This window comes from Clostridium sp. OF09-36, from assembly GCF_003481985.1.
In the GTDB taxonomy this organism is placed as follows: Bacteria; Bacillota; Clostridia; order Lachnospirales; family Lachnospiraceae; genus Brotaphodocola.
On record NZ_QUMD01000019.1, the window covers coordinates 1 to 19,753 of the forward strand.

At 45.3% G+C, this 19,753-nt stretch carries 37 protein-coding genes; 29 read left to right on the forward strand and 8 right to left on the reverse strand.

Annotated elements, in window-relative coordinates:
- Positions 1–131: 131 nt before the first annotated feature.
- From DXA97_RS13485 to DXA97_RS13505, 5 genes are all read right to left on the reverse strand, one after another.
- The gene (locus DXA97_RS13485) at positions 132–797 is read right to left on the reverse strand and encodes a zinc ribbon domain-containing protein (protein WP_147355571.1); all 666 of its coding nucleotides are present in this window, start codon (positions 795–797) and stop codon (positions 132–134) included.
- 104 nt (positions 798–901) lie between these two features.
- Positions 902–1,567, reverse strand: a complete 666-nt coding sequence (locus tag DXA97_RS13490; protein ID WP_118720688.1) for a recombinase family protein — start codon at positions 1,565–1,567, stop codon at positions 902–904.
- A 165-nt stretch (positions 1,568–1,732) separates the two neighbouring features.
- On the reverse strand, positions 1,733–2,542 hold the full coding sequence (gene dinD / locus DXA97_RS13495) for a DNA damage-inducible protein D (RefSeq protein WP_118720837.1): 810 nt from the start codon (positions 2,540–2,542) through the stop codon (positions 1,733–1,735).
- Positions 2,543–2,577: 35 nt separating this feature from the next.
- A complete protein-coding gene (locus DXA97_RS13500; protein WP_118720690.1) occupies positions 2,578–3,006 on the reverse strand; it encodes a type II toxin-antitoxin system HicB family antitoxin in 429 nt (142 codons plus the stop codon).
- A 40-nt stretch (positions 3,007–3,046) separates the two neighbouring features.
- A complete protein-coding gene (locus DXA97_RS13505; protein ID WP_118720692.1) occupies positions 3,047–3,229 on the reverse strand; it encodes a type II toxin-antitoxin system HicA family toxin in 183 nt (60 codons plus the stop codon).
- 177 nt (positions 3,230–3,406) lie between these two features.
- Between DXA97_RS13505 and DXA97_RS13510 the strand changes: the two genes are divergently transcribed.
- Positions 3,407–3,604 (forward strand): helix-turn-helix transcriptional regulator, encoded by a 198-nt coding sequence (locus DXA97_RS13510; RefSeq protein WP_118720694.1) that lies wholly within the window; start codon positions 3,407–3,409, stop codon positions 3,602–3,604.
- A 290-nt stretch (positions 3,605–3,894) separates the two neighbouring features.
- Here the strand turns inward: DXA97_RS13510 and DXA97_RS13515 are convergent, their stop codons facing one another.
- The gene (locus tag DXA97_RS13515; protein WP_118720696.1) at positions 3,895–4,254 is read right to left on the reverse strand and encodes a helix-turn-helix domain-containing protein; all 360 of its coding nucleotides are present in this window, start codon (positions 4,252–4,254) and stop codon (positions 3,895–3,897) included.
- A 147-nt stretch (positions 4,255–4,401) separates the two neighbouring features.
- Between DXA97_RS13515 and DXA97_RS13520 the strand changes: the two genes are divergently transcribed.
- The gene (locus DXA97_RS13520; protein WP_118720698.1) at positions 4,402–4,674 is read left to right on the forward strand and encodes a hypothetical protein; all 273 of its coding nucleotides are present in this window, start codon (positions 4,402–4,404) and stop codon (positions 4,672–4,674) included.
- Here the strand turns inward: DXA97_RS13520 and DXA97_RS13525 are convergent.
- Positions 4,656–5,150: a hypothetical protein gene (locus DXA97_RS13525; protein ID WP_118720700.1), complete on the reverse strand. Its 495-nt coding sequence runs from the start codon at positions 5,148–5,150 to the stop codon at positions 4,656–4,658. The genes DXA97_RS13520 and DXA97_RS13525 overlap by 19 nt on opposite strands.
- Positions 5,151–5,255: 105 nt before the next feature.
- Here DXA97_RS13525 and DXA97_RS20240 point away from each other — a divergent pair, with 105 nt between their 5' ends.
- Complete coding sequence (locus DXA97_RS20240) at positions 5,256–5,408, forward strand: hypothetical protein (protein ID WP_182436900.1); 153 nt, start codon at positions 5,256–5,258, stop codon at positions 5,406–5,408.
- Here the strand turns inward: DXA97_RS20240 and DXA97_RS13530 are convergent.
- Entirely contained in the window at positions 5,382–5,981 is a 600-nt protein-coding gene (locus tag DXA97_RS13530; protein ID WP_118720702.1) for a hypothetical protein, read from the reverse strand. The two genes, DXA97_RS20240 and DXA97_RS13530, sit on opposite strands and share 27 nt — an antisense overlap.
- Before the next feature lie 101 nt (positions 5,982–6,082).
- Between DXA97_RS13530 and DXA97_RS20245 the strand changes: the two genes are divergently transcribed.
- From DXA97_RS20245 to DXA97_RS13635, 26 genes are all read left to right on the forward strand, one after another.
- On the forward strand, positions 6,083–6,241 hold the full coding sequence (locus DXA97_RS20245) for a hypothetical protein (protein WP_182436901.1): 159 nt from the start codon (positions 6,083–6,085) through the stop codon (positions 6,239–6,241).
- A 14-nt stretch (positions 6,242–6,255) separates the two neighbouring features.
- Positions 6,256–6,411: a hypothetical protein gene (locus tag DXA97_RS20250; RefSeq protein ID WP_182436902.1), complete on the forward strand. Its 156-nt coding sequence runs from the start codon at positions 6,256–6,258 to the stop codon at positions 6,409–6,411.
- A gap of 96 nt (positions 6,412–6,507) precedes the next feature.
- The gene (locus tag DXA97_RS13535) at positions 6,508–6,945 is read left to right on the forward strand and encodes a hypothetical protein (protein WP_118720704.1); all 438 of its coding nucleotides are present in this window, start codon (positions 6,508–6,510) and stop codon (positions 6,943–6,945) included.
- A gap of 8 nt (positions 6,946–6,953) precedes the next feature.
- Positions 6,954–7,133 (forward strand): hypothetical protein, encoded by a 180-nt coding sequence (locus tag DXA97_RS19920; RefSeq protein WP_147355572.1) that lies wholly within the window; start codon positions 6,954–6,956, stop codon positions 7,131–7,133.
- Positions 7,126–7,320 (forward strand): hypothetical protein, encoded by a 195-nt coding sequence (locus DXA97_RS13540; RefSeq protein ID WP_118720706.1) that lies wholly within the window; start codon positions 7,126–7,128, stop codon positions 7,318–7,320. Before DXA97_RS19920 ends, DXA97_RS13540 begins: the two co-directional genes overlap by 8 nt.
- Positions 7,321–7,505: 185 nt before the next feature.
- Positions 7,506–8,327, forward strand: a complete 822-nt coding sequence (locus tag DXA97_RS13545; RefSeq protein WP_182436903.1) for a hypothetical protein — start codon at positions 7,506–7,508, stop codon at positions 8,325–8,327.
- Entirely contained in the window at positions 8,308–8,670 is a 363-nt protein-coding gene (locus DXA97_RS13550; RefSeq protein ID WP_118720708.1) for an RNase H family protein, read from the forward strand. The genes DXA97_RS13545 and DXA97_RS13550 overlap by 20 nt, the downstream gene beginning before the upstream one ends.
- A 6-nt stretch (positions 8,671–8,676) precedes the next feature.
- Positions 8,677–9,186, forward strand: coding sequence for a hypothetical protein (locus DXA97_RS13555; RefSeq protein ID WP_118720710.1), 510 nt, complete (start codon positions 8,677–8,679; stop codon positions 9,184–9,186).
- Positions 9,187–9,188: 2 nt separating this feature from the next.
- Positions 9,189–9,785, forward strand: a complete 597-nt coding sequence (locus tag DXA97_RS13560; RefSeq protein ID WP_118720712.1) for a hypothetical protein — start codon at positions 9,189–9,191, stop codon at positions 9,783–9,785.
- Positions 9,766–11,883, forward strand: coding sequence for a PcfJ domain-containing protein (locus DXA97_RS13565; RefSeq protein ID WP_182436904.1), 2,118 nt, complete (start codon positions 9,766–9,768; stop codon positions 11,881–11,883). Before DXA97_RS13560 ends, DXA97_RS13565 begins: the two co-directional genes overlap by 20 nt.
- Positions 11,883–13,142 carry a hypothetical protein gene (locus DXA97_RS13570; RefSeq protein ID WP_118720716.1) on the forward strand — a complete coding sequence of 420 codons (1,260 nt, stop codon included), beginning with the start codon at positions 11,883–11,885 and terminating at the stop codon, positions 13,140–13,142. Before DXA97_RS13565 ends, DXA97_RS13570 begins: the two co-directional genes overlap by 1 nt.
- Positions 13,139–13,426, forward strand: a complete 288-nt coding sequence (locus DXA97_RS13575) for a hypothetical protein (RefSeq protein WP_118720718.1) — start codon at positions 13,139–13,141, stop codon at positions 13,424–13,426. Before DXA97_RS13570 ends, DXA97_RS13575 begins: the two co-directional genes overlap by 4 nt.
- A 122-nt stretch (positions 13,427–13,548) precedes the next feature.
- Positions 13,549–13,890: a hypothetical protein gene (locus DXA97_RS13580; protein WP_147355573.1), complete on the forward strand. Its 342-nt coding sequence runs from the start codon at positions 13,549–13,551 to the stop codon at positions 13,888–13,890.
- A 1-nt stretch (position 13,891) separates the two neighbouring features.
- Entirely contained in the window at positions 13,892–14,425 is a 534-nt protein-coding gene (locus DXA97_RS13585) for a hypothetical protein (RefSeq protein WP_147355574.1), read from the forward strand.
- Positions 14,426–14,705: 280 nt separating this feature from the next.
- Positions 14,706–15,200 (forward strand): hypothetical protein, encoded by a 495-nt coding sequence (locus DXA97_RS13590; protein WP_118720724.1) that lies wholly within the window; start codon positions 14,706–14,708, stop codon positions 15,198–15,200.
- Entirely contained in the window at positions 15,190–15,435 is a 246-nt protein-coding gene (locus tag DXA97_RS13595; protein WP_118720726.1) for a hypothetical protein, read from the forward strand. Before DXA97_RS13590 ends, DXA97_RS13595 begins: the two co-directional genes overlap by 11 nt.
- Entirely contained in the window at positions 15,428–15,592 is a 165-nt protein-coding gene (locus tag DXA97_RS20255; RefSeq protein WP_182436905.1) for a hypothetical protein, read from the forward strand. Before DXA97_RS13595 ends, DXA97_RS20255 begins: the two co-directional genes overlap by 8 nt.
- 13 nt (positions 15,593–15,605) lie before the next feature.
- Complete coding sequence (locus DXA97_RS13600) at positions 15,606–15,878, forward strand: hypothetical protein (protein ID WP_118720728.1); 273 nt, start codon at positions 15,606–15,608, stop codon at positions 15,876–15,878.
- A 195-nt stretch (positions 15,879–16,073) separates the two neighbouring features.
- Positions 16,074–16,244 (forward strand): hypothetical protein, encoded by a 171-nt coding sequence (locus tag DXA97_RS20260; RefSeq protein WP_182436906.1) that lies wholly within the window; start codon positions 16,074–16,076, stop codon positions 16,242–16,244.
- Between the two features lie 149 nt (positions 16,245–16,393).
- Positions 16,394–16,648 (forward strand): hypothetical protein, encoded by a 255-nt coding sequence (locus tag DXA97_RS13605; RefSeq protein ID WP_182432961.1) that lies wholly within the window; start codon positions 16,394–16,396, stop codon positions 16,646–16,648.
- A gap of 19 nt (positions 16,649–16,667) precedes the next feature.
- Positions 16,668–17,108, forward strand: a complete 441-nt coding sequence (locus DXA97_RS13610) for a hypothetical protein (RefSeq protein WP_147355575.1) — start codon at positions 16,668–16,670, stop codon at positions 17,106–17,108.
- 16 nt (positions 17,109–17,124) lie between these two features.
- Positions 17,125–17,715, forward strand: coding sequence for an HNH endonuclease signature motif containing protein (locus DXA97_RS13615; RefSeq protein ID WP_118720732.1), 591 nt, complete (start codon positions 17,125–17,127; stop codon positions 17,713–17,715).
- Between the two features lie 27 nt (positions 17,716–17,742).
- A complete protein-coding gene (locus DXA97_RS13620) occupies positions 17,743–18,093 on the forward strand; it encodes a hypothetical protein (RefSeq protein ID WP_118720734.1) in 351 nt (116 codons plus the stop codon).
- Between the two features lie 14 nt (positions 18,094–18,107).
- Positions 18,108–18,614, forward strand: a complete 507-nt coding sequence (locus DXA97_RS13625) for a class I SAM-dependent methyltransferase (RefSeq protein WP_118720736.1) — start codon at positions 18,108–18,110, stop codon at positions 18,612–18,614.
- A 33-nt stretch (positions 18,615–18,647) separates the two neighbouring features.
- A complete protein-coding gene (locus DXA97_RS13630; protein WP_118720738.1) occupies positions 18,648–19,061 on the forward strand; it encodes a hypothetical protein in 414 nt (137 codons plus the stop codon).
- A 148-nt stretch (positions 19,062–19,209) separates the two neighbouring features.
- On the forward strand, positions 19,210–19,752 hold the full coding sequence (locus DXA97_RS13635; protein ID WP_118720740.1) for a LemA family protein: 543 nt from the start codon (positions 19,210–19,212) through the stop codon (positions 19,750–19,752).
- Position 19,753 lies beyond the last annotated feature (1 nt).

Below are 19,753 nucleotides of genomic sequence, written 5' to 3' on the forward strand. Positions count from 1 at the left end.
AAACGAAAATGTATTCGGTAACCAGTTTTGCCTTATTTTGTGCGGAAACTGAGTGATAGCATAACTTACTATATAATAAGTAGATTCACAGGTTCAAGACACGGCAAACGTAGAGGTTATAAGTTGCCTAGTTAAAACACAGTAAATTTCCAGTGGATTTCGATATCTTCCCCACGGATGATAATGGAGTCAATCAGGGAGCGGATGAAGTTCCGGAGCAGATCGTGATCATTGGAATCCAGAACGGCCTGGAAACCGTCAAGAATTTCGTTTGCCTTTTCGGTGGAAAGATCCGGAACCGGAGCGTTCTGGAGCGTGTCAAGCTCTGACTCCAGAGTCTCTTTTTCCGCGTTGAGCTTTGCAACACGTTCGTTCAGGATCTGTACCGGAATGGTGTCGGAAGTATAAAGGTCAATCAGTTTTTCCAGCTTTTTGTCTGTCGCAGAGAGTGCAGAAGTAATCGATGCAATCCGCTCTGAATTGTCTGGAGCATTCTCGTAGGAGGCAAAGTCGCGGGAGAGGTTCAGCTTGCTGATTTCTTCCAGGATCACGGCATCCAGTTTTTTTACATTCCAGGATTTATTCCTGCAGTTTGGATCCCGTATCATATTTTTGTTGGACTTGCCACGAGAATAGCAGGTGTAGTATTTTTGCACAATATGCTGCTTTTTGGAGGCACTATTGTTTTTACAAAAGTAACGGGCACCACAGTATCCGCAGAAGACAATGCCGCCGAGAATGGTGGTGTGCTGAAACGAAGAGAGACGTTGTGGATCGTCGATTCTTCGGCGCTTCATAATAGACTGCACTTTCTGAAAAGTCTCGTAGGGGATAATAGCTTCGTGCTTTCCTGGATAGAGATTTCCTTTCCAGGTGATAAAACCAGCATACAGGATTGTTTTCAGCATAGATGAGACGGAAGAATAGGTAATGCTGCCAAAGCGTGTTCCGGCCGGAAATTCCTTTTCCATGGTAAGATAGATGGAATGAATCGGAAGACCGTCCAGAAACAGCTCATACGCCCTGCGGACGATTGTGGCTTCATATTCGTTGATGCTGAGCAGACCGTTCTCATAGTTGTAGCCGATCGGGCATAGCCGCCGCCGTGGAAATAGCCTTCTTTGGCGCGGGCATCGTGCCCCATCTGCGAACGCTCACGGATCTGGTCGCGCTCCAGCTGGGCGAATACGGACAGAATACCAATCATGGCACGGCCAAACGGGGTTCCGGTATCGAAGTTTTCCAGCATGGACACAAAAGCAATGTGATTTTTTTCAAAGACATCCTCGATGATATAGAGGGTGTCTTTTTGCGATCTGGAAAGACGGTCCAGTTTATAAACAAGCACAGTATCAAACATGGATTTTTTAACATCAGAGCAAAGCATCTGCAGAGCAGGCCGGTCACGATTTGCGCCACTAAAACCAGGATCTGTATAGACCTTTACAATGACCCAGCCGTGAGCCTCGCAATATTTGGTAAGCCGTTCGGTCTGTTCCTGGATAGAGTAACCTTCCGCGGCCTGCTCCTGCGTGGATACTCTGACATAAATTGCAACTTTTTTCATATAGCACCTCCAAAAAATGGGTATAAAAAATACGCCCCTTGCCAGGACGTAGCGGAGATGATATAATTCACTTGAATCGGGTGATTATATCAATCCGGAGCAATCCGGCGAGAGAAATCTATTCGAAAGACCGTTCGGTGTTGGTAGCACCGGGCGGTTTTATTTTTATTTAAGACGTTTCTTTTGCTTTCGTTCGAGCTGTTGAATGCTCTGCGCTGGTGTAGGAAGATCTTCTGGCATTGTGCCGCCGAGATCAGAAATTGTTTGTCGAACCTTCTTTCCTACATCGTAGTGCGTCTGATTGGCCAGTTCTTTTCCCTGTATGTGTTCCCTGCGAAGCTTCGCCTCTGTCTGGGTGGCCCGGAAGAGATTGGCGGCCAATTCTTCGGCTCCCATGTGGTCAAGAATATTCTGGGATTTTTTAAGCCCCTTTCGGGCATGAATGTCTTGCCTGGAAAGACCGCCATATAGCCCCTGGTATCCTTTGTTCTGGAAAATAGCATAATCTTTTTGCTCAGTCACTCCAGCATCGTGCGCAGCATCTGCAAGAGATTTGTTATGCTCTTTCATTTCCCTACGAATCGCTAAACGCTTTTGATCTTCCGAGAGATCATCGTAGTTTTCAACAAGCTCCTGTTGACGGGTTTTGACTGCAAAATAAGTTTGACCAAGCGCAATGGTTTTCTTTCTGGGGTCACCATTCTGAACAATCAGATAGCAGGCATAACGTGATAGCTGTATGTCATCAATTTCTTTACTTGCTACACCGGCTTCAACCATTTTGTTGACCTCAACAAAATGGTCGGAAATAGAATTTTGACTACCTTTGCAGGCTATTTTAGCCTTTTCAATAACTTTGATGAAGTTTCGCCATTCTGTATATCCAAGAGCTGCTTGTAGTTCCCTAGCATACCAGAATTCCTGTCCGTATTCATTTACATGCTTAATGGAGTCGAACGACAGTTCTACTTCCATAATTTGTTCATTACTAAAGAAAAAGAAGAACATGTTTACCTTCTTTCTGAAAAATCACTCAGATATTCTTTTTCCTGAATCTTTTCCATAAGAGCTTCCTGCAGAACCTGTGAGAAGTTCAGCCCCATATCCGAAGCTGTTTCATTCAGCCATTCTGGAATAGTAAGGGTTTTCTTTACCGCCTTGTTGTTGTACATTTTGCGATATTTCATTGTATCGCAGGCAATCCAGTTAACAAATTCGTTTCCAGAAAGCGGAAGGGCAGCAGGAGCAGAAGGTACAGGAATTTCTTTTTTATCTCTTTCGTAGTCGTAGAGGACAAGCGCAAGAACGTCCTCAGCCATTTCGATTCCGTCCTGTAAAGAAGTGCCGCAGGTGTAGCAGCTTTCCAGATCCGGAAAGTTAATGGAGTAGCTCCCTCCTTCCTCTGGTGTAAAAACAGCCGGATAAGCATATTTTGCCATAGTGATCTCCTTTCTATAATAAACTCCCAGAGGAGCGGGACTAATTCAGTCCCGCATCCTTCAGGATGTTTTTTAATGTTCCGGTGGGAATTTCTGCTTTGTGTCGAGGTACCGGAAAGTTCTTTCCAGTGATCTCGCTGTGCCAGATGTCGTGATTGGTTCCGTGCCTTAATAAATAACATCTGTTGTTACTAAGCATCCTTGTTAATTCCGGGTATCTCATTTCTTTCTCCTTTCTATGATTAAATTATAGCACGTAGCAACACGTATGTCAACGGAAATATGTATTAATACGTGCGATTTTTGCCAGGATTTCCCAGCGAGAGAAAGAAGAATTTTCTGTATAATAGATCTATGCACATCCACGATCAGAAGAGATGACACCGCGGAGGAGATGTGCATGGAGATTCTGACATGGCAGGCACGGACGAAACGTGGACTGACTCTGCGGAAACTGGAAGAACTGACAGGAATCAGCAGGACCACACTCAATGATATCGAAAATGGAAAGGTATCACCGACGCTGTGGGAATTAGAAACCATTGCCCGTGCGCTTGACATGAAAATCAGCGAGCTTTATGAATCTGACTACAAGTAGTATAGCAAAAGAATCGAACGTATGAAACAGCTCAGGGCTGTTTGTCAGGATATCCTGACAAAGCCGCAGAGCCTATTCCCGCCCGCCTGATACCGGTTTATAATCGGATCAGAGGAAAGGACGGTGAAGCGGATGGACATACGCCAACGAATCAACGAGTTGCTTAACAAGATTTCTTCACAAAGAGACCTGACCCGGATTTATAAGTTCATACAGTATGTATACATACATACGAAATGAGAGGCGGGAGCCAGAGCATATGCTTTGGTTCCCGCTTTTTGCTGCCCGGATTATTCCTTTCCGAATTTCTCCCGGATGCGTTTTTTGATTTCGCCGCGCAGCTCCTTTGGAAATGAAACGTAAAGGTCAATAATCTGTCTGTCGAGATCGTCCAGATCGTACTGCTGGCACAGCTCATCAAGAATGGTCTGTGGTAGGTTGTCAAACATTTCCCCGTCTCCGTAAATCAGATAATCGTAAGAAACGTTGAATTCTCTGCAGATGGATTTTGCCATCTGATCAGTGAGAGCATTTTCGCCTTTTTCTATTTTAGAAATAGCTGTTTTGCCAACACCGAGTTTATCTCCGAACTTTTCTAATGTAAGTCCCAGAGCCTTCCGGATTTCCCGAACTCGTTCTCCTTGTGTCATAGGTGACCTCCTCCTTTCCGCTATCACAATAACACAGCAAAATAACTGTGTCAACCAAAAAGTGCCTTTAAGGGACAAAAAGATATTGACAAAATAGCTTTAAGGGACTATTATGTAGCTACAAGGCACAGAAAGGAGGGGAGAGAAGTGGCACAGGAAAAATTCGAAATGTATGAAATGGTAATGCGGAAATTAGATCGAATCGAATCATATGAGGCCATTATAACTATCCAGTTGAGCCGAATCGAAGAGAGTATGTGGAAAAATGCTGCAAATGAAAAAATAACTGCGGAACCCGAAAAAAAAGAGAGTTCCGCAGCAGAGATTTACGTGGACAAATCGTATAAGTTATCTGCAATTGCATTTGCAATTAGCTTGTTAGTTTTTGCAGTCAGCTTGATTCAGTTCTTTAACGGCTGAAAAAAAGAAATGATTTGCTGATGCACAGAAACATACTGAAACAACAGGCTGAGTGCAGAAATGATAATTGCGATGATGCTGAGTTTGTCGGAACGATTCGCAATTTTATGAGCGGATTCAGCCTGGGATTTGGAGGCGTCAGCGGAAACGGCAGAAGCCTCAGCTTGTTTTTGAGCAGATTTAGCCTGAGAGCAGGAGGATTCGGCCTGTTTTTTGGCGGCCTCAGCAGAGGCAGAAGCGGAAGCGCTGATTTCGGAAAGTTGCTTTAGTAAGCTTTCATAAAACTGTTCCTGCTTCGTCATCTGTTTTTTGCAGGATTCGATAACGGCATCTGGATTGGAGCGAGCCTGCTTTTTCAAATCATTCCATTCAGAATCATTAAATTTTGGAATGTCAAACTGGAATCCGGGCTTAGCGCGCATACCGATGTCAAAATCTGAAATGCCGGGGTGAAAATCATCGTCAAAGAGTGGCATGGTGGTATCTCCTTTGTAAAAGTATTTCAGCATGGCGGTGCTGATACGGAAATTATATGGCAGAGGGAATGGAAAAGCAATTGGAACAGAAAGGAGGGGAGAAAGGTGAAAAAACAGATTTTGAAAGCTGTGGTTACATTGTTATGCTATTGCGCGCTTGAGGCAGTAATTCTGGCGAACGACAATAGCATGACAATGTACGAGAAAGGTAGCTTATTTTTTCTTTTGTATCTAGTTGTGAAAGAAGTGCTGGAATAAAAGATTCACCAGGAGATCAAAACAGGATTTAATTTCGTTGTGATACATACCCAGAAAAAAGGAACCGACGATTACAACAATGTTCCATATTTTGGAAAATGATTCACTGAGATTAAAACCAATCCATTCAAGGAAGCGACTGGGAATGGAAAACAAATTTTGAACTGCGGATAGTGGATTGAAAGATTTTTTTGCGTCATCAACGAAAAAATTACGCCTCATTGCAAGTTCATTGTAGTGCTCAATAGCAGCTTTGTAGTTTTTAGAATCAGCTTTTCCATATTCTAAAGGTGTTATGTAATTGTATTCAAGACTGTACATAGCAGGATAATGCCTTAATACATTATCCAAACAAGGATAATATGTTGAACTCTCTTTGATAAGGTATTCAACAGGACAATCGGGATAAGCCTTGGTGGGGACAGATTCCAGATATTCTCTTAAGTAGGCCAGAAGAACACTGGTTTTAAAAACGCGATACCAGAGAGTGACAATTCGCCATGCATAGAAAATGAGAAAAATAAGCAACAAGATATCCTTTTTAGGAAGTGTGAGTAAGAAGTTCAGATTCATAAAGATTCTCCTTTAGTATTACTCAGCATAGGGATGCCTGTGGGTACAGTATAAAGCGAGAATCGGAGAAAAGCAATCGGGACAGAAAGGAGTGGAGAGATATGTTATCAACAAACGAAAAGAGCCTGCAGAGTCAGGTAAAGGATGTGGAAGAAATGGCGCAGACCCTGTCCGAAATTAAAAAAGAGAATCGGCGCGATTTACTTAACTTTATGGAAGGGTTCCGGTTTGGACTGGAATCAGCGAAGCGTGCAGTGTGAAAGAGGGTGAAGATATGGCAAAAGTAATCCATGTGCTGTCGGACGGTACAGTGGTGGACTCCATCGAGGGCATGGTAATCCCGGCAGGCCACCCAGTCTACAATATTATCGCGAAGGCGCGGAAAGCTAAGAAGGATGAAGAGAGCAAGGAAGATGCGAAAGGTGCGTGATCAGAATGGGCGAATCATGCACGACCTGTAAGTATTGGATAAGATGCCGGGAACGGGATCGGAAATATCCATGCAGGGACTACGAAAGGAGAAGAAATGAACAGAAACAAAAAAGCCAGGGTAATCCTGGAGGCGATTGATAAGTATGCGCCGACGCAGATTAACTGGAACATAGCTGTTCTGTGGCTGGATGCTATCGCACATGGTCTGATCGACATCGAGAAAGCGGAAGAAAAAGAAGATAGACTTCAAAAGGGCATGACATTAGAAGAATTTGTCGGGAAGATGGACGGATACAACACTTTTGACATCTACCTGCACGGGGAACCGCTCACATTTGACCAGCGCTATGATTATATGATCCTGGATCCAGAAGAATGGGAAGAAAAGAAAGAAATGTACCGGAACGAATATCAGCCTAGTTGTATGTCGATGCAGGACTGGTGGCCGGAGGCAAAAGACCACGAAATCGAATCGTGGGATGCAATCGAAAGAGCATATGACGATATGCTTATACGGATCTGGCTGAAATGAAATACCCAGTGAATCGCATAAAGGTCGGGCAGACCATATGCGCAAGATCCAGAGAGTGTGGAGAGGTGACCATGACAGTCCAGCGGATCAGTTGGAATGAGAGTACGGTTACCGTATACGATGCCGCCGGAAAGGCGGAAACATTAAATCCCTTTGATTGGGTGGAATTGGAGAAAGACGATGATTGAGTTTAAACAGGCTAAACATAAGGCAATGCTGAGCTATGCGGTTATCAGAAAAAACGAAAAACATGCAGACGTAAAGCAGGAGCTGGAGCGCACTGCGAATATGCTGCGCATGTGTGTATGCGGCGCGGCGGTAACACTGGTCGGCGGCATGATCCTGGGAGCGTGCATGGTGGAAATGGTGGGGTAGCAAAATGATAAAAGGGCAAAAGATAAGACGGCAACCTGGCAGGGTCACCGTCTTACTGGTATACAATGATAAAAAATTTGACTAAGAACATTGTATACCGATAGCCCGGAAAAGTCAAGAAAATACCGGATTTTGAGCCGGTATTTAGGCTTGATTAAAGGATTAAACTTAGAGGACTATGGTATATGCACAGATATAGAATGATCACCCACAGGTGTGGGGCGGTAGTGGAGATCACGAAATGCTATGCCTTCCGGATGAGGAAGGGGCACGAACGGGATCCGAACTATAAGAAAAAGACAGAGGAGGAGATCCAGGAGGCGAACCGGAGGCAGGCAGCGAAAAAACTAGAAAGACTGATCAACGCCAACTTCCGGCCGGGAGACCTCCACGTGATCTTGACATACATAAAAGATAAGAGACCAGACGCAGGAGAAGCCCAGAAGAGGTTGGAGAGTTTTCTGGATTCTATGAGGACATGGTACCGGAAACGGGGCAAAGCGTTCAAGTACATATGTGCAACAGAATATAAAAGCAAGAGTATTCACCATCATTTGATCATAAACAAGATCAATGACGGGAAAGAGACATCAGAAGATCATATTCGGAAGATATGGAAAACGAACGGGCATCCAAAATATGTGCAGCTCTATGAGGATGCGGAATATGCTCAGCTGGCTGATTATCTGATAAAGGAGACCGATAAAACATTTCGGGATCCAGATAGTCCAGTAAAACAGCGGTACTCCCGCAGCAGGAACCTGGTACAGCCAAAGGTGACCAGGCGGGATGTTAAAACGAAAAAAGGTTGGGAAAAGGACCCGAAACCATGGCCGGGGTATTACATAAAAAAAGACAGCCTGTATAACGGATTTGATAAGCTGGGCTATGAGTACCAGACCTATACCATGGTCAAGTTAAACCCGACAGACGCAGACTGGCCGTCTGATGATCTGCAACCAGTAAAAAGAAAGAGGAGGAAACACAGTGTATCTCGTAAATGCTGAGATAAAGGCAACGCAGCAGGGCTATAAGAGCCGGATGAGCTTTAAAGACAAAAAGGGGGTCCTGCATGAGAAAGTCATTGAGAAGGAGCGACAGGCCAGTATGCAGAGCAACTATCTGGCTGGATTACTCGCCGTCTTGGGGACACTGGAAAGACCCTGTATGTTGAGTATTTACTCGCACTCCGACTATATCGTGGAGCCGATCCGGCAGGGGTGGTTGCAGAGCTGGGCGCAGCATGACTGGAAGAACGCAAAAGGAAAAACAGTGCGGAACGCGGAGCAGTGGAAGCATGTAAAGAAGCTGTTAGCGGAGCATACCGTGAGATTTATAAAGGAGGATTAATTTACAATGTGGGAAAAATTTGGCGAATTTGACTCAGCGGAAGAACTGAACCGGGCAGCATTGGCCCAGAGAGCAGAAGGAGACGAAAAGGCCGTGAGAGCTTTGGCAGAAGAAAACGGTCTGGATCCGGAAGATGCAGACTGTTTTCTGGCCGGAATTGCGGATTTTATCACTTTGCCGTTTGGCGCAGCAGTGGGAAAGCTGGAAGTGGAGGCAGCTGACTTGAAACTGGAAGGCGTACTGCAGGACTGGGTGAACGATTTGGCCGATCAGTGCAGCGAGGATGACGAGCTGACTGTAGGAGTACGCAGAAAAGGAAAGGACCTGGCAGGATACATTGCGCTGATCATCGACTATGGCTATGAAAACCGGATTACAGTAGATCATCGAATCACAGACAGAACGAAGCAGGTAAAACAGATCATGGGGAGCCATCGGCTCACGATCGGAGCAGAGGACGCAAGAACACGCCGCCGCCTGGCCTTAGAGTATTACTGCGGCAAAAAGGAGGCGTGACCATGAAAGCATTCAAAGGATTCTCACCGGAATTGAAATCCACATACGGGAACGGGACTGCAGACGGCTGTTTCTTTCAGCCAGGCGAGACAAAAGAGGAAAGTGAGTGCAAGGTGATGCGCAACGGGTTCCACTGCTACGAAAACCCACTGGACTGCCTGTCGTATTATCCGCTGGATGGAAAAAATCAGCTGTGGCTGGTGGAAGCCGCAGGAGACATCAATGAGGACGCATCCGGCCGGATCGCCTGCACGAAGATCACGCTGATTAAAGCGCTGATACCGTGGGAGATGGCCATGGAAGCCATGCGTTATATGGTAGAGCATCCGGACCGCTCCGGCTGGGAGCAGGACAGACTGAACGTAAGCGTGCAGCAGGACAGCGCGGAGGCCACGGCAGCAGGTGCCATTGCGATTGCACGCGGAAAAGAACCGGTCGTAAAAGGACCGGTCGGAGCAATCCTGGGTTTAATCGTCGAAGACGAAACAGGACTGGTCATGTGTAAGCTGTTTAAAGCATCAGAAGAACAGGCGGGCAAAGCATTGAGCCTAGATGATGACAGAAAGGTGGTGTGGAGCTGTGAAAAAGAAAAGCATTGAGGCGGTACCGGCCATACAGGTAAAAGCAGACGGCTGGAAGACTACAGTGCAGAATGTTAAAGGGATTCTGGTATTTAACATTTATAAAAACAAAACTCTGCTGTGCCGCCATTGCTTTAATCCAGAAACAAAAGAATATGCATCGTATATCGCGGCAAACGGGGTATGGAACAACCAGAGAATAACGGAATGCTATGAAACGATGTACGATACGACATACGGTTATCCACGGACAGGGAAGGACTTCATCGACCGCTCAAAGTTAAAAGAAGAGTATAGCGAAATGGTATGGGAACAGATAAAACCCTATACCGACGCAAAATGGAAAAGCTATAAACCGAATGAATGGGCCGATGCCATATCAGACCTGGAAACGGATGGGAAACGGGAAGGACGGGAGCTGGCGGAAATGAGACGGATCAAGCGCGTCGTGAAAATGATGGACCGGATACCGGATATTCCGGATGGATTGGCGGAATGGATTGACCGGAAAGCGAATGATGAGCGCGACTACTGCCTGAAAGACAGAAAAAATGGGGTGTGGACCTGTTCCGCATGCGGCGGGAAGATGGAAAAACTCCCGGGAAAACCTAAAGATAAGACAGAAATAACCTGTCCGATGTGCGGGAAAAAGATCCTTTACATGGCAAGAAAAGAGAGCGTACAGGTAAAAACGCACTTTGCACTGGCCCAGCCGATTGACCAAGAGATATCAGTGGTAAGGTATTTTAGCGCCAGCATAGACTGCTGGTTCTCCAAAAAGAAGAATATGTTGCTGCAGGAGGATGTTCGAATTGTGCTGTTTAAAAAGGGCAGCAGACAGTTTGAGAAACTTCATTGGAACTGTGATATTTACTACAGACAATGGAACGGCACGTTTGATAACAAGGGCAATCCAATCAACCGCAAAGAATATCCGGGATTTATGTACGATGCTGGACTAGAAGAAACATTGAAAGACACGGCCTATGAGCCATGGACGAGGCTGTTTAAAGAGTTCTCAGAAACGGGGCTGGAACTGGATTATAACAAAATGATGATCATGTACAAGGACCAGAACTACAGAACTATGGTGGAGATGCTGTACCGTGGGCGTTTTTACCAGCTGCTGCAGGAAGCATGCAAAGATATAAATATATGGCATGTGATAGGATACATTGGCCCGCTGGACGAAGAGGGAGAATGTATCGAAGATGTTTTTGAAATCGAAGACAGACAAAAAATCAATCGAATCCGCGATAAAAATGGCGGAAGGCAAATGCTTGCGTGGATGAGAAAGAGCGATGAAGAGGACATGAAAATATCAGACAAGGCGTTAGATTGGCTCAGCAAAAACAAGTTAGAGCCGCGGAACATGGAAGTTATTTGCCGGTTTATGAGCCTGGAAAAAGCGGTAAATTATATTGAGCGGCAAAATAAAGAGCAGTATCCGAAAAGAACGGCCTATAGCGTACTCAACCAGTATGAGGACTACATTGACATGTGCCGGAAGCTAAAGAAAAACCTGGCAGATGAGATGATTTACAGACCGCGTGAATTGAAACGGAGACATGATGAAGCGGTAAATGAAGTAGAGGCACGGCAAGCCGAACTGGTGGCAGATGAATACTCAAAAAAATTCGGGGAAGCAGAGCGGGTTATGAATGAAATTAGAGAAAAATTTGAGTACACCGGCCAGAACTACCAGATTACGGTGCCGCACCGCATCGTGAACATCGTCGAAGAGGGCCGAGCACTGCATCATTGCGTAGGAGCAACAGACCGTTATTTTGACCGGATCAAAAATCATGAGACCTATATCTGCTTTTTGCGAAAGACAGAAGCGCCGGATGAGCCGTTTTATACGATCGAGGTAGAACCGGGAGGAACGATCCGGCAGCACCGAGGAATGTATGACGAAGAACCGGACATTGAGAAGGTAAAGCCGTTCCTGCGGGAGTGGCAGCAGGTGATCCGAAAGCGGATGAAAGCAGAGGATCACGAACGTGCGGCCAGATCAAAGGAAAAGCGCGAAGAGAACATCGCGGAACTGAAACAGAAAAACAACACAAGGGTCCTGGAGGGACTGATGGAGGACTTCATGGAGGCAGTGGGATAATGGATTTAATCGAGTATAACAAAAGCTATAAAGAGTTTAATGCGGAACTCAAAGCAGAACTGCAAAAGACCGCAAACGGATTTGTCCGGATCGGGTATCTGTTAAAGGTTGCGAGAGATACAAACATCCTGTATGAGAGCGGATACCCGAACGTTGTGACGTACGCGGCAGCAGAATTTGACCTGGATAAATCGCAGGTATCCCGGTTTATTGCAATCAACGATAAGTTTTCGGAGGGTGGATACTCCGACAGGATACAGGAACAGTATGAGGCGTTTGGATATGCAAAGCTGTCGCTGATGCTGAATCTGCCGGATGAGGTCAATGCACTGCTGACCGCAGATCTCAGTAAGGCAGATGTAAAGGCTATTAAGGACGAAATCGACGAAGAACAGAAGACATCCGACATTGAAATGATCATCGAGCAGCAGGAGCACTTGCAGGAGCACCCGGAGCAGCAGGAAGAGAATATGCTGGACAAGGCGGTAAAGAGCCGCCTGCAGGTTGATCCTGAGATGTACGCAGACTTGCATCAGGTTATCAGTCAACCGCATTCGGTGCGGGACGTGGCAGAAATCTTTTGTCCTGGAGAAAGCAAGGTGGATATGGTGCGTATTCCGGGCATCGGGCGGCTTATGGTGTCCTACAAAGGACCGGATAAAAACATTGATGTGGTGGCCGTCCGGACAGGAGAAAAGGAAACATACACCTGGGCGGATATGGAAAATTTGCTGTTGAGCATTATGCCGGGAGATGATGTGGCAGCAGCCTGGCAGCAGGCTTATGGAGAGCCGTATCCAGAAAAGCGGAAAGTTGCACCGGTGCAACCAGAAAAGAAACCGGAAAAACCGAAAAGCAAGGTAACAAAGGCGGCGGTGCCGTCACCGAAAAAGCCGTTGCTCCATGATGTGGAGCCGAGTATTCCGAAGCCGGATCCGGTAGAGCCTCCAGAAGAAACGGAGATAGTACCCGCAGAACCGGAGAAACAAATTGAAGGGCAGGACTCCATAGAAAATCACAAGGAATGGATGCCGGAGCCGGTGGTGGATACCACTTATGAGGATGTAACAGAAAGCGCGGAAACTGGACAGAATGGAATGAAAAATGAACAGAATGAGTCGGAAACTGCGCATAGCGAAAAGAAAGCAATCCTGGACAAGCTGTATGTGCTGAGACAGAAGGTGCTTAATGATAACAAAGCAGATGCCGAGGTGCTGGCCGGAGAGGTATTAAAGAAGATAGGAGGCTGGCAACCTTGAAGAGCATAATCCAGACTGAGAAGGAATGCTTTATCTGCGGGTGCTGCAGAAACCTGGAGTCTCACCACATCTTTTTCGGGAATCCGAACCGGAAGTGGTCCGAGAAATACGGATTAAAAGTATGGCTGTGTCCGTATGATCACAGGGACAACAAAAACGGTGTCCATGGTCAGGCTGTGGAAAAACGCCGGTATCTGGAGCAGATCGCCCAGAAAACATTTGAAAAGAATCACAGCCGTAAAGAATTTATCCAGATATTTGGAGAAAATTATCTGGATGATTGATTATGGGTAATGCGTCCGAAAGGGCATTACATAGATGTATTTATTCAAAGCGAGCCAATGTGTCACGACATGCCGCTGGTACTGCCCCGCTGACTTTATGGCGGGGCATGAAAGGAAAGAAGATGTCCAAAAAAGAAGAAACTGAGATGTGGCCGGATTTAAAAGTAGAATGGGAGCAGATGCAGGAATGCTATAACATGCTGAAAAACAATGAAGAACGCATTGTATGCAAAATGATAAATGGAAAATCAGTGAATTACACAGAAAAATGCCGGAAGAAAGAGAAACGGAAAAGCATCACAATCGGGGAATATAAGATTCAGCAGCCGATTGAGAAGCATGTATCCATTGTATGGACACCGGGAAATCAGTTGGTGTTTTTTATGGCAACAGATCACTGGTATACCGAGGAAGAGCTGAAAGCCGTGTTTGCGGAACACATGAAAATGGCGGGAGGAATCTAAATTGAAAAGAGACAAGAGACTTACTGAGAGAACAAAGAACGACGAATGGAGACTGCGTAGAATGGACAGCGAGCAGCTTCCGACGAGCTTGGAGGGAGCGGACTGGATGGCAGTCAGAGAAGCGATTAACCGACTGGCCGAATACGAAGAAAGTGGGTTATCGCCATTAGAGATAGAAGCCGTTATGAGAAGCCGGGCTGAGGAGGCACATCTTATTAATCAGGTCCAGAGCATGCTGAGAGAGGCCTGGTGGGGATTAAGAGAGATCCGAGAAATGATGCTCAAGGGACAGGATGTGGAGCGTGAAATGGCGAAAATCAATGTGTGGGATGCCATGTTTGAGGACTGGAAAAACAGAAAATTATGTAAGTCGTCAAATAAAGTGACGGTAACGCCGGTGGTAGATATCACAATGCCGACGGGGACTACATGGAACTGTGCAAACATTGCAGAAAACATTAGAAACGAACTGGAGCAGGAATATGCTGCAGAAGGACCTGGAGAAAGAGTTTTAAAAAGAAACCTGCAGCAGTAAGGAAAATGGGGGATCCAGATGAAACTGAGAACTGTACATAAAACCATCAGAAAAATGATGAGCGGGGCAGCAGGACCGGAACGCAGTGCATTGCGGGCGGCCTGCGCCTGCGTGGAGAAAAACATTCCGAAAAAAGTAACTCGCATAGAAGTATGCGAAAACCCAGTGAGGTACAATCCATTCCATGGGAATTGCCCGACATGCAAAAAAATGGTGACATGTATAGATTGTTACTGTCCAACATGCGGACAGAGACTGGTATGGAAGACACAGGGAGGACATGTTGGAGGCGGGAAAGTACAAAGTATTCCGGAATAACAATCTTGTGGGCGAAAAAACAGCGGAAGAGGCAGCAACCATGATTGGGTGCTCAGCCTATACGGTTAGGAGCTACGCAAACACCTGCAGATACCTGTATGGAGTCTATCGATTTGAGCGTGTTAAGGAACAGAAAAAGGGATTGATAAAGCCCAAAACGATGACGTTGGATCTGGAGGCGGAGTGGGAGCGGACGCGGCAGCAGCTGTTACACAGCGGCTATGATCTGTCAACGATACAGATCACAAGACCCGAAGGACGGAAACTGTATATGCAAGTCACAGCAGACAGATTGTCATTGCCGACAGCTATAGCGGACTCAGCAATAGAACTTGAAACCATGACCGGTTGCAAAAGCAGAACGATCATATCGACCATATCCCGAGGAAAAAGCGGAGCACGGAAGCAACCAAAATTTGTAGCAGTAAAGAATGAGGAGATAGACGATGACAGGTAAAGGAGTGATTAATCCACCAAAAGAGGATAAACGTCCAAGATACCGCGGAATCTGCCCGGTTTGCGGGAAAGAGATGTGGATCTGCAAAAGCTGGGCTATGGAAATGGGGATAAACACCGGGGCATGTTTCTGCCCCGGGTGCGAAACGTTGATGCATATCACATTTAATACAGAACGGCAGGAAATGGATCTGGAGCGTTTTGAGGATTATATTCCGGGAGGAGAAAATGATTAAATGGTACATAACAACACCGCAAGCGTTAGTATTTGGAGCGATGTTGTTTTTCTGGGGAATGAGAATAGACACAAGCAAAAAAGGAAAAGAAGTGGCAGATGTATTGTGGTTTGTAAGTGCAGTGATGTTGTACGTGATGAGTTGGACAATGAACTAAAAGGAGAGATTTGATGACAGTAAAAGAGTTAAAAGCATATCTGGATAAATACCCAGATGGCGAGGAAATCCGATTTATTGTGGCTGATATCAAAAACCGGATTGGCTGGCCGAATTACCAGATCGGTATTATCGGTATCACCGATGCGTCCGCACCGGTGATTTGCTTGGAATTGCACGATAGCAAACCATTCGACGAAGCAATGATTCGAGCAGTAGAAGAGGACGAAAAAAAGGCAGAGGTTTGGAAAAATCATTTTAGAGAACGATTTGACAAAGTAAATTAAGAAAAAATAGCAAAGGATGTGCTATAGAACCGCTGGAGCAAAAACCAGAGAATCGATAAAAAAGGATGGTGAGTTGATAACAGCCGGAAATTAACAGGTGCGCCGTTACCATAAGCGGACGGTACAGCAACCGTTAAAGGGCAGGATTGCGAAGCTGCAAACGGCAGTAGCTGAATCAAGATATGGAGGTGCTATATGGTTAATTTTAACGGATTTGACAAGGGTGTGCTCGGAAAGCCATTACCGGCAGATTCTACGCTGAACAATATGAAAAAGCAGCAGTTGATTTTGCTGTCACAGATGAAAAACGGCAAATTTTTAAACACAGCGCATATGACTACGCTAAAAATGCAATCACAAGCATAGCGGCTTGGTGTGGAGTAGGAGAAGAATCAGTTAGAACCATCAGTGCGGAAGAGTATAAAGCGAAAGCAGGGAAATGATTCATTTGTAGGATATTGTAAATGGTGTGGCAAGGCTGTTGAGGATAATTAAGAGATTTGGAGAAAGTGGATATGGCGAAAACAGTTGAGTTTAATATAAGAGTAACAATGAGTGAAAGATGGGTTAATGATTTTTGCTCGATGTTACATTGGATGGAAAGTTGTGGGAAAATAGGTCATTCGTCTATGGTTGAATTTTATTCTGATGGCGATGGTGATTTTAGACCTACATTTGAGTTTGACAGAAAATATGAACAGGTAGAAGCTAAATGGAAAACAGTAGACAATTCATTACCCGATGCAGAAGTGCTTTTTGATGCAGGTTAAGATTTGGAGGATGAAGAAGATGAACGAAGAAATGAAAACAGGAATGTTATTGTCATATCAGTCAGTAAAAGAGCAAGTGGACACCATAAAGGCAGAGTTGAAAAGAAAAGGAATTGAGAAAGATAAAGGTCTATCCGTCCTGGAAGCGTTCATTGACGACAATATTAAGTGGTTAAACAGGGAGCAAGAAGCGGTTGAAATGAATGAAATTTCCAGAGTTGCAAGGTATTTAAAATCGTGTAAAGAGGCAGGCATTGATTGTACCGTGACGATTGATAAAAAGAAAACGCATTTGATATTGGATGCATTGATTAAACAGATACCGATGAAGGTAGAAGAAATACATGTTGATGAGTATCGTTGCCCGGCGTGCGGAGCAGAAAACACTTGTGGAGATATTAGTTTGATAGGCGATTCCTATTGTCCGGAATGTGGACAGGCAATTTATCAGCAAAACTGAAATTTGGAGGATGAAGATGTCAAAACATAAAGAAATACCGAAACGAATCCGGCAGCAGCTTTACGAGAAGTACAATCACCGCTGCGCATACTGCGGCTGCAACCTAGAATATAAGGATATGCAGGTCGACCATGTTAAACCGGTTTATGTCCATAACGACATCGGGCATGATATGACAGAATCGGAAATGTACGACATTTCAAATCTGCTCCCGGCCTGCAGACAGTGTAATTTTTACAAGGATACGTTCTCGCTGGGGACATTCCGAAAGCGCCTGCAGACGGTCATGATGGACAATCTGCGTAAAGAATTCACCTACCGCCTGGCGGTCAAGTACGGACTGATTAAAGAGCAAAAGAGAGAAATCACGTTTTATTTTGAGCGACTGCAGAGTGACAGGGACCCGGTGAATATGTTTGAGCAGCAGATGACAGAGGACGAGCAGCTGGAGCTGTCGGAGGCATTGGATGATTTTATCCAGATGTATGAGAACAGATTTGAGGAGCAGACAGAAGACGAAGAGACACGAGAAATTCTGTTGGATGAATTTGAACATCTGTATAGTCTGGTTTATTTGCTGGAGAAAAAGGAGATTGAACTTTGCTAACTTAAGATTTGGAGGTCATAGATAAAGATGGGAATTAATTTAAGCACTAAATCGGTATCAGAAATGGACATGCTCGAACTGCCATATAATGATTGCTATGTGAAAGACCGGCAGGCAATGTACAGAGACTACGATACAGATATGTCAGCCAGAAACCTGATCAGAGCGGCTTATAAGGCCAGAAACGAGGATATGTCGCCGGAGTTCTACACGGATGATGAGACATTTGATGAGATCATTTACGATAACCTGCAGTTTGGCATCGATACATTTGACGGTCTCATGGCTATGCTTTATCGGCAGCTTTGGTCTAAGGCAGAGATGCGAGAGGTGTTGCTGGATATATCAAAAATCTATGATATTACGGAGTTTATTTAAGATTTGGAGAAGAAATGGAAAACTTAGAAGGAAAAAAGATTTTGGACGTCACATGCGGTTCAAAAACCATTTGGTTTGACAAGGACAACCCGGCAGCAGTGTTTTGCGACAAGCGTTGCGTAGACCTTATTGGTATTTGGAAGTCTGGAAATGGCAAAGGAAGACGTACATGTATGGTATCTCCAGATGTGCAGTGTGATTTTACATCTCTACCTTTCCCGGATGATACATTTCCGCTGGTTGTCTTTGACCCGCCGCATTTAAAAGATGCCGGGGAGACGGCGTGGATGACAAAAAAGTACGGTAAACTCGACGAGCATTGGCCGCAAATGATACACGATGGATTCCAGGAGTGTATGAGAGTGCTGAAAGAGGATGGCGTACTGATATTCAAGTGGTCCGAATGCCAGATTCCGGCGAAAGAAGTGTGGGATGCGATAGGCCAGAAACCCTTGTTTGGTCATCGGAGCGGAAAAGCTTCAAAGACATTTTGGGGCTGCTACATGAAGGGCGTAAAATGATTCAAAACTGAAATATAGAGGAGGATCTTGAGAATGATGATTGAAATTATCGGCACTCCGGCAATGCTGGAGCAGCTGGCGGAGGAAGCTGCGGAGCTTGCGCAGGCAGCATTAAAGGCGGCGAGGATCCTGCGAGGCGAGAACCCGACCCCGGTATTGTTAGGAAGTGCAAAAGCGCATTTGCAGGAGGAGTACACGGACGTTATCCAGTGTGCAAACGAGCTGAGATTACTGGTTGATCCGGCGCAGATCAAGGATAAAGAGCAGCGTTTTCAGGAGCGTGTGCAAACCGCTGGATTATCAAATGAGACTGTAACAATGGCACAGAACCGAGATTTACGCAAGGTTATTCACAACATCACAGGCGGACCGTTTTTGAACAAAACTGAGTGGTTGGCAATAATCAAAATCATTAATGTTGCTTGTGACAGGAACGATAAAGCGTAATTAAAAAAGAAAAGTGGCCTTAGCTATGGGGAAAGCTAAGGCCTAGGTTTATGAGTCCCTGATTGAGGACAGTTACATGATACCTCATCCAGAAAGAATATGCAATGGGTGGGAATCGCAAAAATCGACAAAGAAAGGCGGAAAGAAGATGGGAAAAATGAAAGTAGCAGCAGTAGGAGTAGTAGGAGCGATTTGCCTGGTCCTGATGTGCGTGTTTGGAGTGCAGAGCAGCAGGAATAAAGCTATAGTTCTGGAACAGGCGGTGGAAACGGCAGAATCAAACATCCATGTGCAGGAAAAGAGACGGTTTGATTTGCTCCCGAATCTGGTAGATGCAATCAAACAGTATGATAAACATGAGGCTGAGGTTCTGCAAGCAATCGTAGACGGTCGAGGCGGGGCAGCAGGCATAGAGAATGTGTCAACAGCTATATCAGCTGTTGCGGAAGCGTATCCGGAACTGAAAAGCAATGAAAATTACAAACAGTATATGACGGAGCTGGCTACGACAGAGAATTTGATTTCTCAGTATCGAGAAAACTACAACACACAGGTGGGAAACTATCGCAGATATGTTAAAGGATTTCCGGCCAGAATTTTTTTAGACTGGACAGGATATGAGATGATGACATACGACCTTTTAGATTATGGAGCGCCGACAGACGCACCGAAGAATTTGTTTGGAGACTGAT